Source organism: Sphingomonas sp., from assembly GCF_019635455.1.
Lineage (GTDB): Bacteria > Pseudomonadota > Alphaproteobacteria > Sphingomonadales > Sphingomonadaceae > Sphingomonas.
This window is the reverse complement of sequence record NZ_JAHBZJ010000009.1, coordinates 26,091-39,619: the sequence shown is the minus strand read 5'-3', so window position 1 is coordinate 39,619 and position 13,529 is coordinate 26,091. Positions and strand designations below refer to the sequence as shown.

General features: G+C 65.1%; 9 protein-coding genes. 1 reads left to right on the top strand and 8 read right to left on the bottom strand.

The annotated features are described in order from the left end of the window. Positions 1-9 precede the first annotated feature (9 nt). The 6 genes from KF783_RS11595 to KF783_RS11570 form a co-directional block, all read right to left on the bottom strand. A complete protein-coding gene (locus KF783_RS11595; RefSeq protein ID WP_294079484.1) occupies positions 10-1,605 on the bottom strand; it encodes a long-chain fatty acid--CoA ligase in 1,596 nt (531 codons plus the stop codon). 81 nt (positions 1,606-1,686) lie between these two features. Further along, on the bottom strand, positions 1,687-5,169 hold the full coding sequence (dnaE, locus tag KF783_RS11590; protein WP_294079482.1) for a DNA polymerase III subunit alpha: 3,483 nt from the start codon (positions 5,167-5,169) through the stop codon (positions 1,687-1,689). A 102-nt stretch (positions 5,170-5,271) separates the two neighbouring features. Beyond that, positions 5,272-5,751, bottom strand: coding sequence for a glutathione peroxidase (locus KF783_RS11585; RefSeq protein ID WP_294079480.1), 480 nt, complete (start codon positions 5,749-5,751; stop codon positions 5,272-5,274). Positions 5,752-5,764: 13 nt separating this feature from the next. Then, positions 5,765-6,439 (bottom strand): ABC transporter ATP-binding protein, encoded by a 675-nt coding sequence (locus KF783_RS11580; RefSeq protein ID WP_294079479.1) that lies wholly within the window; start codon positions 6,437-6,439, stop codon positions 5,765-5,767. Then, on the bottom strand, positions 6,432-7,682 hold the full coding sequence (locus KF783_RS11575; protein WP_294079478.1) for a lipoprotein-releasing ABC transporter permease subunit: 1,251 nt from the start codon (positions 7,680-7,682) through the stop codon (positions 6,432-6,434). The genes KF783_RS11580 and KF783_RS11575 overlap by 8 nt, the downstream gene beginning before the upstream one ends. Before the next feature lie 408 nt (positions 7,683-8,090). Then, entirely contained in the window at positions 8,091-10,505 is a 2,415-nt protein-coding gene (locus tag KF783_RS11570; RefSeq protein WP_294079476.1) for a TonB-dependent receptor, read from the bottom strand. 251 nt (positions 10,506-10,756) lie between these two features. Between KF783_RS11570 and KF783_RS11565 the strand changes: the two genes are divergently transcribed. Further along, positions 10,757-11,221 (top strand): Hsp20 family protein, encoded by a 465-nt coding sequence (locus KF783_RS11565; protein WP_294079474.1) that lies wholly within the window; start codon positions 10,757-10,759, stop codon positions 11,219-11,221. A 134-nt stretch (positions 11,222-11,355) separates the two neighbouring features. Here the strand turns inward: KF783_RS11565 and KF783_RS11560 are convergent, their stop codons facing one another. Together KF783_RS11560 and secG are read right to left on the bottom strand one after the other, a co-directional pair. Beyond that, positions 11,356-12,990 carry a CTP synthase gene (locus KF783_RS11560; protein WP_294079472.1) on the bottom strand — a complete coding sequence of 545 codons (1,635 nt, stop codon included), beginning with the start codon at positions 12,988-12,990 and terminating at the stop codon, positions 11,356-11,358. An 85-nt stretch (positions 12,991-13,075) separates the two neighbouring features. After that, the gene (gene secG, locus KF783_RS11555) at positions 13,076-13,438 is read right to left on the bottom strand and encodes a preprotein translocase subunit SecG (RefSeq protein WP_294079751.1); all 363 of its coding nucleotides are present in this window, start codon (positions 13,436-13,438) and stop codon (positions 13,076-13,078) included. Positions 13,439-13,529 lie beyond the last annotated feature (91 nt).

Sequence of the window (13,529 nt, the reverse complement as noted above, 5' to 3'; positions counted from 1 at the left end):
GCGGAAAGATCAAGCCGCCGCGAACTCGAAGTCGCGATATTTTTCGCGCAGCGCGGTCTTGAGCAGCTTGCCGGTCGCGGTATGGGGCAATTCATCGACGAAGTGGATCTCGTCCGGAAGCCACCATTTGGCGACATGCTTGGCAAGATGCGCCTGCACCTGATCGGCGGAGACGTCGCTTCCCGCCTTCCGGACCACCAGCAGCAGCGGCCGCTCATCCCATTTGGGGTGAAAAATGCCGATCGCCGCCGCTTCGGCGACCCCGTCGCACCCGACCGCCGCATTTTCCAGCTCGACCGAACTGATCCATTCGCCACCCGATTTGATGACATCCTTCGCGCGATCGGTGATCTGCATGATGCCATCGGGATGGATGGTCGCGACGTCGCCGGTGTCGAACCAGCCATCCTCGGTCAGGCAGGGTCCGCTCTCGTCCTTGAAATACTGTTTGATGATCCACGGCCCACGTACCTGCAACCGGCCCGATGTCTCGCCATCGCGGGGCAGCACCCTGCCGTCCTCGTCCACCGTGCGCAGCTCGACGCCGAACGGCGCGCGCCCCTGATAGACCGTCTTGTCGACCTTCTCCTCGAAACTCAGCTCGTCCCAGTCAAAGGTCGGGGCGCCCATCGTCCCGATCGGGGAGGTTTCGGTCATCCCCCATGCGTGATTGACGCGCGCGCCCATTTTCATGATCCGTTCGATCATCGCGCGCGGCGCCGCCGATCCGCCGATCGTCACCACCTGAAGATATTTCGGCGCTTCGCCGGTCGCGTCCATATGCTGGAACATCGCGAACCATACCGTCGGCACGCCGGCGGTGTGTGTCACTTTCTCGCGGTTCATCAGGTCGCACAGCACCGCCCCATCGTTGACCGCGGACATCACCAGCTTCACGCCAGACATCGGCGCCGCGAACGGCAGGCCCCACCCGACCGCGTGGAACATCGGCACCACCGGCAGCACCACCGACTGGGTCGAGATGTCGAACACGGCGGGCTGAAGCTCGGCCATGGCGTGGATCACCGACGAACGATGGGTGTACAAGACCCCCTTCGGATTGCCGGTCGTACCGCTGGTGTAACAGAGCATGCACGGATCGCGCTCGTCACCCTCGACCCAGCGATACGCGCCATCCTCGGCACCGATCACCGCCTCGAAACTGTCGGGACCGTCGCCATCGAACACGATATAATGCTCGATCGTCTTCCATTCCGGTTTCAGCCGGTCGATGATCGGCTGAAACGCGCGGTCATAGATCAGGACGCGGTCCTCGGCATGATTGCCGATAAAGGCGAGCTGATCGTCGAACAGGCGCGGGTTGATCGTATGGATGATCCCACCCATGCCGATGGTGCCGTGCCAGGCCACCAGATGCCGCGCATGATTCATCGCCATCGTCGCGACGCGATCGCCCGGCCGGATGCCCAGCCGCTCCAGTGCCTGTGCCAGCCGCCGCGAATCGCGGGCGATCCCGGCCCAGTCGGTGCGGGTTTCCGAACCATCGGCCCAACGGCTCACGATTTCCCGCGTCGCATATTCGCGTTCGGCATGTTCGATGAGGCGGGGTACCCGAAGTTCAAAATCCTGCATCGCGCCCAGCATCATCCTCTCCTCAACCAGGCGCCATCGCGCCGATTGGGTCCATCCTGCGGGTTCCAAGCCGCGAGAGCAAGAGGCGAGCGATCAGCTCGCGAGCGCCAGCCGCGCCTGGCGCGTCGGCTCCAGGTCCGCGCGCGCGACGCCCGGCAACGCATCGATCCGCGCGACCAGCTCGCCGTCCAGCCGGAAATCGCGGCCAAGCACCAGTTCGGCCTCGCCGCCACCCGGCAGCGGCGCGTCCATCACGACCTCGCATCGCCCGCCGCGCGCATCTTCCAACAGCTTCGCGATGGGCGCCAGCACCCCGGCATCGCGGATCGCCATTCGCAGCGTCAAGCGGACATCCTTTGCCATCCCCTCGAACGGCTGGACCTTTCGGACGGTCACGCGCGGCGTATCCTCGCCGGGTCGCCGGTCGAGTTCGACCGTCAGGATGCCACAACCGCCGACGCGCGCGGCGTCCTCCATTTCCTTGGCGGTCAGGTCATCGAAACAGGTGCATGGCACCGTTCCGCTCGCGTCCGACAGCGTCGCCATCAGGTAGCGACGCCCCCGGGCGGAAGTGCGCCAGCGCGCATCCTCGATCAGCGCGGCGACGGTCGCGCCGGCGCGGCCGCCCTCCGCGATCTCGATCTCGCCCAGGCTGACGATCGTGCGTGCCGAATGAAGTTTCGCGAGGTGGTGGTAGCGATCGAGCGGATGCGCCGAAAAGAAAAATCCGAACGCGTCCTTTTCCGCCTCGATCCGCTGGCTCAGCGTCCAGTTGGCGCTTTTCGGCAGCTGGATCGCCGATCCCACCGGCTCGGCCTCACCGAACAATCCGCCCTGCCCGCTCGTGCGGTTTTCGTGCGTGCGCTGCGCCACCGCCAGGATCGTCTCGGCGGCGGCGAACACGCCGGCGCGGTCCGGGGCGACGCTTTCGAACGCGCCTGCCCCGGCCAGTGCCTCCACTTGTCGCTTGTTCAGCAGGCGCGGATCAACCCGGCGCGCGAAATCGTCGAGGCTCTGGAACCGCCCCTTCGCCGCCCGCTCCTCGACCAGCAGTTCCATCGCGCGTTCACCGACGCCCTTCAGCCCGGCGAGCGCGTAGCGCACCGCGAACCCGTCCTCGACCGCCTCGACCGAGAATTCGGCCTCGGACGCGTTGATATCGGGCGGAAGGCACGCGACCCCCAACCGCTTCATATCCTCGACGAACACCGCCAGCTTCTCGGTCTGGCCAAGTTCGAAGCACATCGATCCGGCGTAGAATTCATGCGGATAATGCGCCTTCAGCCACGCGGTATGATAGGCGAGCAGCGCATAGGCGGCGGCGTGCGACTTGTTGAAGCCATAGCCCGCGAATTTGTCGATCAAATCGAACAGCTCGTTCGCCTTTGCCTCCGGGATCGCGTTCACCCTGGCACAGCCTTCGACGAACAGCGCGCGCTGGGCATCCATCTCCGCCTTGATCTTCTTGCCCATCGCGCGCCTGAGCAGGTCGGCGCCGCCCAGCGAATAGCCGGCCAGGATCTGTGCGGCCTGCATCACCTGTTCCTGATAGACGAAGATTCCGTAGGTTTCCTTGAGGATGTCCTCCAGCAGCGGGTGGGGATATTCGATCGGCTCCAGCCCCTGCTTGCGCCGCCCGAACATCGGGATATTGTCCATCGGGCCGGGGCGATACAGCGAGACGAGCGCGATGATGTCGCCGAAATTGGTGGGTCGCACGGCGGTGAGCGTCCGCCGCATCCCTTCCGATTCCAGCTGGAACACGCCGACCGTGTCGCCGCGCTGGAGCAGTTCGTAAACCGCCGGATCGTCCCAGCCGAGCGCCGCCAGATCGATGTCGATGTTGCGCGCGGCCAGCAGTTCGACCGCCTTTTGCAGGACAGACAGCGTCTTGAGGCCCAGAAAGTCGAACTTCACCAGCCCCGCGCCCTCGACATATTTCATGTCGAACTGGGTGACCGGCATGTCCGAACGCGGATCGCGATAGAGCGGCACCAGTTCGGCGAGCGGCCGGTCGCCGATCACCACGCCGGCGGCGTGCGTCGAGCTGTGGCGCGGCAGCCCTTCCAGCTTCATCGCCAGGTCGATCAGGTAGCGGACACCCTCGTCGCCATCATATTCCGCCTTGAACTCGCTGACCCCGTTGAGCGAGCGCGGCAGCGTCCACGGATCGGTCGGGTGGTTCGGCACCAGCTTGGCCAGCCGATCGACCTGGCCATAGCTCATCTGCAACACGCGGCCGGTGTCCTTCAGCACCGCGCGCGCCTTCATCGTTCCAAAGGTGATGATCTGGGCAACCTGGTTGCGCCCATATTTCTGCTGGACGTATCGGATCACCTCGCCGCGCCGGGTTTCGCAAAAGTCGATGTCGAAATCCGGCATCGAAACGCGCTCGGGATTGAGGAAGCGTTCGAACAGCAGGCCCAGCTCCAGCGGATCGAGATCGGTGATCGTCAGCGCCCAGGCGACGACGCTGCCCGCGCCCGAACCACGCCCCGGCCCCACCGGGATCCCGTTCGCCTTCGCCCATTTGATGAAATCCGCGACGATCAGGAAATAGCCGGGGAACCCCATCTGGATGATGATGTCGGTTTCGAAGGCCAGGCGGTCGAAATAGGCCTGTCGGCGATCCGGGTCCGTGATTCCCGCCTTTTCCAGCCGCACCTCCAGCCCCGCGCGCGCGTCGTCGCGCAGTGCGGTCGCCTCGCCCTCACGATCGCCGGCCAGGCTGGGCAGGATCGGCTTGCGCTTGGGTGCGGCAAAGGCGCAGCGCTGGGCGACGACAAGCGTGTTGGCGATCGCCTCGGGCAAATCGTCGAACAGCCGCTTCATCTCGGTCGCCGATTTCATCCACGCGTCCGGCGAGGATCGCGCACGTTCGTCGCTCGCGACGTAGCAGGATCCGGCGATGCACAGCATCGCGTCATGCGCTTCATGGAAATCGGGTTCGGCATAGCAGGCCGGATTGGTCGCGACGAGCGGAAGCCCGCGATCATAGGCCAGGTCGAGCAGCTTGGCCTCTGCCGCGCCCTCCACCGGGTTCAGCCGGCGGACGATCTCGACATAGAGCCGGTCGCCGAACAGTGCCTGAAGCCGATCGGCATAGGCCAGCGCCGCCGCCCCCTGCTCTTCGGCGAACAACCGCGCCAGCGCGCCCTCCGCACCGGCGGTCAGCGCGATCAGCCCGTCGGTCCGCCCGTCCAGCGCGGCGAAGGGGACGTGCGCATCCTTCTCGATCGGCCGGTCGAGATGCGCCATCGAGACGAGGTCGCACAGATTGTTGTAGCCGGTCTCGTCCTGCGCAAAGAGCGCGAGCCAGTCGAGCGGCGGCTCGACCCCGTCGGGCATGTCGGGGCGTTCGACGCACAGCAACGCGCCGATGACCGGCTGAACCCCCGCCTTCTTCGCCGCGTCCGAATAGGACATGGCGGCATACAGGCCGTTGCGATCGCACAGGCCAGCGGCGGGAAAGCCCAGCTCGCGCGCACGCGCGGCGATCGCCTTCGGCTCGATCGCGCCCTCCAGCATCGTGTAGGCGGAAAAGACGCGCAGCGGGACGAAGCCGGAATGGGGCATCCGCCGACTATAGGTTCGCGATCCGGCGGGGGTCAAAGCGGCTGGTCGGGTTTTCCACAGCTAATCGTCGCGCGGGGCGGACCGCCGCGCGGTGGCGAAGGTCTATAGCAGCTTTTCGATATCCGCCTTCAGATCCTCGGGCTTGGTCTGGGGGGCGTAGCGTTCGACGACATTGCCGTCACGGTCGATCAGGAACTTGGTGAAGTTCCACTTGATCCCCTCGGTCCCGAACAGGCCCGGGGCCGCGCTCTTGAGATAACCGTAGAGCGGCGCGGCGTCCGCCCCGTTCACGTCGATCTTTCCATAGACCGGAAAGGTGACGTCATAGGTCAGCGAACAGAAATTCGCGATCTCCTCCGCATTGCCCGGCTCCTGCCCGCCAAACTGGTTGCAGGGAAAGCCGAGCACTTCGAACCCGCGATCGGCATAGGTACGATGGAGCGCCTCCAGCCCCTCATATTGCGGGGTGAAGCCGCATTTGGACGCGACATTGACGATCAGCAGCACTTTGCCCGCCTGGTCCGACAGGTCGGTCTGCACGCCTTGCGCGGTGGTGACGGGGATTTCGGTGATCGCGCGCATACCCATGTCCTTTTCAGCTCAGCACGCCTTCATGCAGCCGCACGATGCGATCCATCTTCGCCGCCAGCCGCTCGTTATGCGTGGCGATCAGTGCCGCCGCGCCCTCGCCACGCACCAGCCGCAGAAATTCCGCCAGCACGACCTCTGACGTCGCTTCGTCCAGATTGCCGGTGGGTTCGTCGGCCAGCACCAGCGCCGGCCGGTTGGCCAGCGCGCGCGCGACCGCCACCCTCTGCTGCTCGCCGCCCGACAGCTGGCTCGGCCGGTGGGTCAGCCGTTCGGCCAGGCCAAGCGCGGTGAGCAGCGCGCGCGAACGTTCGCGCGCATCGGCATAGGTCGCCCCCTGGATCAGCTGTGGCAGCTCGACATTCTCGACCGCATCGAAATCGGGGAGGAGGTGGTGAAACTGGTACACGAAGCCCAGCCGGTCGCGACGGGTGAGCGTGCGTTCATGGCTTTCCAGCTTGCCCACCTCGGTCCCGGCGATCCGGATCGATCCGCCGAACCCGCCCTCCAACAGGCCGACCGCCTGGAGCAGCGTCGATTTTCCCGATCCCGACGGGCCGAGCAGCGCGACGATTTCCCCCTGCTCCACGGTCAGATCGACGCCGCGCAGAACGTGAATCGTCGCCTCGCCCTGAGTGAATGCGCGCTCCAGCCCGCGCGTTTCGAGGACCGGCTCACTCATAGCGCAGCACCTGCACCGGATCGGTGCTCGCCGCCTTGAAGGCGGGATACAGCGTCGCGAGGAAACTGAACACCAGCGCCATCAGGGCGATACCGGCGACTTCCAGCGGATCGGTCTTCGCCGGCAATTCGGTGAGGTAACGCATCGACGGATCCCAGATCTGCTGCCCGGTCAGGAAGCCGATGCCGCTCAGCACCCCCTGTCGGAAATAGAGCAGGACGAAGCCCAGGATCAGCCCCGCGACGATCCCCAGCGACCCGATCACCGTGCCGACGGTCACGAAAATCCTGATGAGTCCCGCCCGTGTCGCCCCCATCGTGCGCAAAATCGCGATGTCGCGCGTCTTCGCCCGCACCAGCATGATGAGCGAGGACAGGATGTTGAACACCGCGACAAGGATCAGGATCGACAGCACGGTGAAGGTGACCAGCCGATCCACCGCCAGCGCCTCGAACAGGGTCGCGTTGAGCGTGCGCCAGTCGGTCAACTGGCCACTCGCCGCCACCTTGTCGGCCAGCGGGGCGAGAATCTCGCCCACCTTGTCCGGATTGACGGTGTCCAGTTCGATCATTCCCACCGAATCGCCCATCAGCAACAGCGTCTGCGCATCCTCCATCGGCATCAGCACGAACGCCTTGTCGTAATCATAGACGCCGATCTCGAACACCGCGGCGACGCGATATGACACGATGCGCGGAACCGTGCCGAACGGACTGGTCAGCCCCTGGGGACTGATCAACGAGACGTTGCTGCCCAGCGTCGCGCCCAGCGCGGTCGCCAGGCGCGATCCGATCGCGATGCATTCGCACCCGGCGGTCAGCTGCTTCATGTCGCCGATCACGACATTCTTGTTGAGTGTCGGATTGGCGCGAATGTCGGCGACCGTCATGCCGCGCACCAGCACGCCCTCGACCCGCCCGTCGAAACTCGCCATCAGCGGCTGTTCGATCAGCGGCGTCGCGCTGGTGACGCCGGTGGTCTTTCGCGCTTCCGCCGCGATTTCGCGCCAGTTGCGAAGCTGCCCGTTATAGCCCTGAATCACGGCGTGACCGTTCAGTCCGGTGATCTTGTCGAACAGCTCGGCGCGAAATCCGTTCATCACGCTCATCACGATCACCAGCGCGGCGACGCCCAGCATCACCGCGATCAGGCTGATCGACGCGACCAGAAAGATGAACGCCTCTCCCCTGCCCGGAAGCAGGTAACGGCGCGCGATCATCCGCTCATATCGGGAAAGCAACATATGTCACGCCTGTTAGGGCGGCGGGGCGCACGGCGCAATCCGCCCTGTTGCCGAATAAACACAGGATGAATGCAAAGTGCGACTATCGCGCCATCCACCCGTGACAAGCCGCGACCCACCGCCTAGCAACATCCCCACGAAGCAATGGCAATGGCCGTGGTTCGGGGAGGCTCTTCTGCCCCGCTCTTGACAGAGGGCGCGCGGGCGAAGTGGCCACAAGGGGGCTGACGAGGCATCGTCACGCAGGCGCCCGGGTCGGCAACGGCCCGGGCGTTTGCCGTTTCGGGCCATGCCGCGCCCGTTATTCGTCCCCTACCGCCTGCCCGGGCGAGCATGTGCCGGGGGAGGAAACCGCGGGAGCGATGACGGCCCCCTCCCCCCACCGCGTGTCTCCACGCGGCGCCCCGTTCAGAAACCGAAGCCGAGCGTCACGCCATAGGTGCGCGGATCGCCGACATTGCCGGCGATCAGGCCGGTATTGCCCGGCGTGGTCGCCAGCACGTCGAAATAGCGCGCGTCGAGCGCGTTGCGCAGCCAGGCGAAGAGGTTGAACCCGGCATCGGTGCGAAACCCGGCCCGCAGGTTCAGCAGCGTGTACCCGGCGACATCGGTGTAGATCGACCGCGAGGCGCTGGACGAAAACCTGCTCCGCGTACTCGCGTCGATCCCCAGATAGGCTTCTCCCGCATGTCCGGCCAGGCGAACCGGCGCATTCGCCTCGCCGCCATAAGAGATGGCGACGCGTGAGATTCCGGGCAACCACTGCCCCGAAATGTCACAGCTTGCCGGGCTGGCGGATCCGCCCGACAATTCGGGAGGACATGGCGCGTTGGGGAAGTCGATATATCGGCCGTCGGTCCATGCGCCATTGGCATAGAGGTTCAACCGCGCGCTGGGCCGGATCGAAAAATCTCCCTCGATCCCGCGCACGCGGACCCGTGGCGCATTCGCCAGATAGCCGCGCAGCGTCGAGGTGGAGCTGTTGTTGACCACCGCCTGATAGTCATGGATTTCGGTCCAGAAGGCGGCGAGGTTCAGCGTCACCCTGCGGTCCCAGAACTGGGTTTTCGCGCCGAGCTCATAATGGTCCACCTTTTCCGGGGCGACCTGCGCCAGTTGCGATTGCAGCACGCCGTTCGCCGCCGGCAGGCCGTTGAGGTTCAACCCGCCCGATTTGAAGCTGTGGGCATAGGTGGCGTAGAGCAGTACATCACGTGCCGCCCTGACCGACGCGGTGACGTCATAGGACAGGTTCCACGCACGATACGCCTCGCCGGAGAAGGATTGCGGGCGCAGCACGCCGCGCTGCGCCGCCTGTCGGTCGGTGCCGCCGGTGGTCGGCACCAGCACGCCCTGGCCGTCGCGCACCACGCTCGAATAATCGCCGACCTTGTCGTCGTAATTAAGCCGCAGTCCGGGCGAAAGCGTCACGCGATCGCTCACATTCCAGTTGAACTTGCCGAACAGGGCGCCGCTGAAATTGCGCAGGCGGATGTCGTTCACAGCGGTCAGCCCGTCGAGCACGCCGGGATCGTTCGACAAGGGGTCGCTCGGCGCCAACAGCCATTTGCTGGCCGCCGGTCCCTGACGCTGCGTGCCGGTGGTGTGGATGTTCTGGTAAAAGCCAAAGATGCCGGCGACATAGTCAAACCCGCTGGCCTGCCCGGCATAGCGGACCTCCTGGGTGAACTGATCCTGCCGGGTGGGGTTTTGCGACAGCGTCGTGATCGGCAGGCCGGTGAAGTCGCGATCGTTCGCCGGCAGCCAGTCCCAGAACCGCCAGGCGGTGACCGAGGTCAGCTTGCCGCCCCCCAACTCCGCCTCGGCCCGCAGGGACGTGCCGCCGAGCACGTTGCGGGCGCGCAATTCGGCATCCAGGTCGGTCACCCGATCAAAGGGGTCGCGGCTGGGCGGTTCATAGCCCTGTGCCGCGGCAAGCGCATCGAACTGGCGGTTGAGCGGACGTTGCGTCGCGCCGACGCGCACGAATGTCTGTGCGCAGCACTTCGGATCCTGCCGGCTGTAATCCGCAGCCAGCGTCAGGTCGATCCTATCGCCCGCGCGCCACAGAATCGCACCGCGAAGCCCCAGATTGTCCTGCGAATTCACGTCGTCGCCCGTCGCCACATCATGGATCGTGCCGCGCCGGCTGGTCACCGCCACGCCCAGTCGCGCGGCGACGTTATCGCTCAGCGGTCCGGTCAACGACCCCTTGAACTGGGCGAAATCGAGATTGCCGAAACTCGCCTCGGCACGGCCCTGAAAGGCGAAGCTCGGCGGCTTGCTGGTGATGCCGATCGCGCCGGCGACCGTGTTCTTGCCATAGAGCGTTCCCTGCGGCCCGCGCAGCGTTTCGATCTGCTGGACATCGAGGAAGTCGAGCGTCGCGATGGCGACCCGGCTCATATAGACCTGATCGATATAGATGCCGACGCCCTGTTCGATCCCGTCATTGGTCAGGCCCAGCGGCGCGCCCAGGCCACGGATATTGACCGACGAATTGCGCGGATTGGTCGAAAAGAATTGCAGCGTCGGTTGCAGCTGGGTCAGCCGCGCGACGTTGAAACTGCCGCTGCCGTCCAGTTCCTTCACACCGACCACGGAGATGGCGATCGGCACGTCCTGTGCCTGTTCGTCGCGCCGGCGCGCGGTCACGACGATGTCGGATGCCGCCGTGGCGCGCTGAACGTCATCCACGGTGCGTGCGCTGTCCCCCGGGACGGAGCGTGGATGTTCGGCGGTGGCGACGGGCGGCGTTTCCTGAGCCGGATCGGCATTGCCCCCGGCACTGGCGACCAGAAGTGCGATCAGATGCGGTGTCATGCGTAAGTCCCCCCGAGGTGATTCTGCCGCCTTATTTCCACCAATTGAGTAGGATTTACCGACAAAGCATTTCTATTCCCATTGCTTTGGTATGCTTTATGTTCAAACGCCGCGTCGATCGTCGCTCTTGAAACTGCCGCATTGCTTCCCAAATCAACGATGCACGGCGCCTTCGGGGCCATGCAGAACCGGCATTGCGGGCCATCCGGATGCCGACAGGACGTTGAAATTGCTCATTGGAGGATATCCACATGCGTCAGATCGATCTTACCCCTTTCCGCCGTTCCACTATCGGTTTCGACCGGCTCTTCGACATGCTCGAAGCGACCGCGCGCCAGTCGAGCGGCGAGAATTACCCCCCCTTCAACCTCGAGCGGATTTCCGACGATCGCTATCGGATCACGATCGCCGTCGCCGGTTTCAAGTCCGACGAGATCGAGATCACCGCGCAGCAGAATCTGTTGCTGGTCGCCGGCAAGAAGGCCGAGGCGCAGGACAATGAAGTCGCGCAGATGTTGCATCTCGGCATCGCCAATCGCGGGTTCGAACGCCGGTTCGAACTGGCCGATTTCGTCCGCGTCGATGGCGCGAACCTGACCGATGGCCTGCTGGTCATCGAACTCGTGCGCGAGGTTCCCGAGGCGATGAAGCCGAAGAAGATCGCGATCGGCACCGGTGGCGAAAGCGAAGCGATCGAGCACCGCTCGGTCGCCTGACACGACACGGCGGACACAGCGGCGCGCCCCTACCCCCTTGCGCGCCGCCAGATCGGGGCGTCCGGACGATCAGTCCGGGCGCCCATTTGTTTTTTCAGGCCCCGCCATCGACCGGGACCCGCTTCGGATGATGTTCAGACCAGTCGCGACTGGCGCACCGCCGCTTCGATGAAGCTCGCGAACAGCGGATGCGGGTCGAACGGCTTCGACTTCAGCTCGGGGTGGAACTGCACCGCCACGAACCACGGATGGTCGGGCCGTTCGACGATTTCGGGCAGCATCCCGTCGGGCGACATGCCGGAAAACACCAGGCCATTCGATTCGAGCGCGGTACGATAACCCGTATTCACCTCATAACGGTGCCGGTGGCGTTCGCTGATCTCGTCCGCGCCATAGATCGACGCGACGACCGAATTGCCGGCCAGTGTCGCGGGATAGGCGCCCAGCCGCATCGTGCCGCCCAGATCGCCGCCCTCTTCGCGCTTTTCGATCCCTGCCTCGCTCATCCATTCGGTGATGATGCCCACCACCGGCTCATCGGTCGGCCCGAACTCGGTCGATGAAGCGCCGGCAATTCCCGCCTGGTTCCGGGCGCCCTCGATACACGCCATCTGCATGCCGAAGCAGATGCCGAAATAGGGGACGTTGCGTTCACGCGCGAAGCGCACGCTGGCGATCTTCCCTTCCGCCCCGCGCGATCCGAACGCGCCGGGGACCAGGATCGCGTGGCACGGCTCCAGCTTCGCCGCGATCTCCGCCTCATCGCCTTCGAACAATTCGGCGTCGATCCAGCGGATATTCACCTTCACCTTGTTGGCGATGCCGCCATGGACCAGCGCCTCGTTGAGCGACTTGTACGCGTCCGGCAGGCCGACATATTTGCCGACCACGCCCACGGTCACCTCACCCTCGGGGTTGAACAGCCGGTCGGTGATCTCGGTCCAGCGCGACAGGTCGGGGTTGGGTCCCGGTTCGATGCCGAACGCACGGAGCACTTCGCTGTCGAGCCCTTCGGCATGATATTGCAGCGGCACCGCATAGATGCTTTTCGCATCGAGCGCGGGGATGACCGCGCTGGCCGGCACGTTGCAGAACTGCGCGATCTTCGCCCGCTCGCCCGCCGGCAGCGGCTTTTCGGCACGGCATACCAGAACGTCGGGCTGGACCCCCAGCGACGCCAGTTCCCGCACGCTGTGCTGCGTCGGCTTGGTCTTCAGTTCGCCCGCCGCAGAGATATACGGCACCAGCGTCACATGAACGCTGATCGAGCGACCGCGACCCAGTTCGTTCTTGAGCTGTCGGATCGCCTCGATGAACGGCAGCGATTCGATATCGCCGACGGTCCCGCCGATCTCGCACAGCACGAAATCCAGGTCCTCGGTCTCCGCCTGTGCGAAATCCTTGATCGCGTCGGTGACGTGCGGAATGACCTGGACGGTGGCGCCCAGATAGTCGCCGCGCCGCTCGCGCTCGATGATCGTCTTGTAGATCCGGCCCGACGTGACATTGTCCGACTGGCGCGACGCGACGCCGGTGAACCGCTCGTAATGGCCCAGGTCCAGATCGGTCTCCGCACCGTCGTCGGTCACATAGACCTCGCCATGCTGATAGGGCGACATGGTTCCGGGATCGACGTTCAGATAGGGGTCGAACTTGCGGATGCGGACCGTATAGCCCCGCGCCTGCAACAGCGCCGCGAGGCTTGCCGCCATCAGGCCTTTTCCGAGCGAGGAAACCACGCCGCCGGTGATGAAAATGTACCGCGTCATGGGAATCACCCGCTAGCCCCTAAGCACGAATGGGGGCAAGCGCCCGACTCCGGGCGCCGCCAAAAAAGTTGCGTTTGAAACCCGCTTACTTGGCGAGCGGGACGGCGCTGTTGTCCGCCGGTGCCGCCGGCACACCGGTCGGCTGTGCGGCGGGAGCCGGGCCGGTCGCCGGTGCGGTCTGCGCCGGGGCGGCCGCGCGGCTGGTATCGATCGCGTCGCTGCCCCGCGTCGCCGCCAGCACCGCGAGCGCGATGCTCATCGCCACGAACAGGGTCGCCAGAACCGCGGTCGCGCGGGTCAGGAAATTCGCCGCGCCGCGCGCCGACATCAGGCCGGACGGGCTGCCGCCGCTGGTCAGTCCGCCCCCTTCCGAACGCTGCATGAGGATCACCGTCACCAGCAGCGCGGCGATGATGGCATGGACGACGAGGAGGAAGGTGAACAGCATGTCGGTCTTTCGCGGGAAAGCGGCCACATAGTCACCGGAGCGCCCGCGATCAACCGCCGATGGGATTTGCGATCGTCACAGAAACGGAACA

What these genes read in the sequence shown, in the direction of transcription:
- KF783_RS11595 (WP_294079484.1), bottom strand. Translation starts at nt 1,605, where the DNA reads ATGCTGGGCGCGATGCAGGATTTTGAACTTCGGGTACCCCGCCTCATC.
- dnaE (WP_294079482.1), bottom strand. Translation starts at nt 5,169, where the DNA reads ATGCCCCATTCCGGCTTCGTCCCGCTGCGCGTCTTTTCCGCCTACACG.
- KF783_RS11585 (WP_294079480.1), bottom strand. Translation starts at nt 5,751, where the DNA reads ATGCGCGCGATCACCGAAATCCCCGTCACCACCGCGCAAGGCGTGCAG.
- KF783_RS11580 (WP_294079479.1), bottom strand. Translation starts at nt 6,439, where the DNA reads ATGAGTGAGCCGGTCCTCGAAACGCGCGGGCTGGAGCGCGCATTCACT.
- KF783_RS11575 (WP_294079478.1), bottom strand. Translation starts at nt 7,682, where the DNA reads ATGTTGCTTTCCCGATATGAGCGGATGATCGCGCGCCGTTACCTGCTT.
- KF783_RS11570 (WP_294079476.1), bottom strand. Translation starts at nt 10,505, where the DNA reads ATGACACCGCATCTGATCGCACTTCTGGTCGCCAGTGCCGGGGGCAAT.
- KF783_RS11565 (WP_294079474.1), top strand. Translation starts at nt 10,757, where the DNA reads ATGCGTCAGATCGATCTTACCCCTTTCCGCCGTTCCACTATCGGTTTC.
- KF783_RS11560 (WP_294079472.1), bottom strand. Translation starts at nt 12,990, where the DNA reads ATGACGCGGTACATTTTCATCACCGGCGGCGTGGTTTCCTCGCTCGGA.
- secG (WP_294079751.1), bottom strand. Translation starts at nt 13,438, where the DNA reads ATGCTGTTCACCTTCCTCCTCGTCGTCCATGCCATCATCGCCGCGCTG.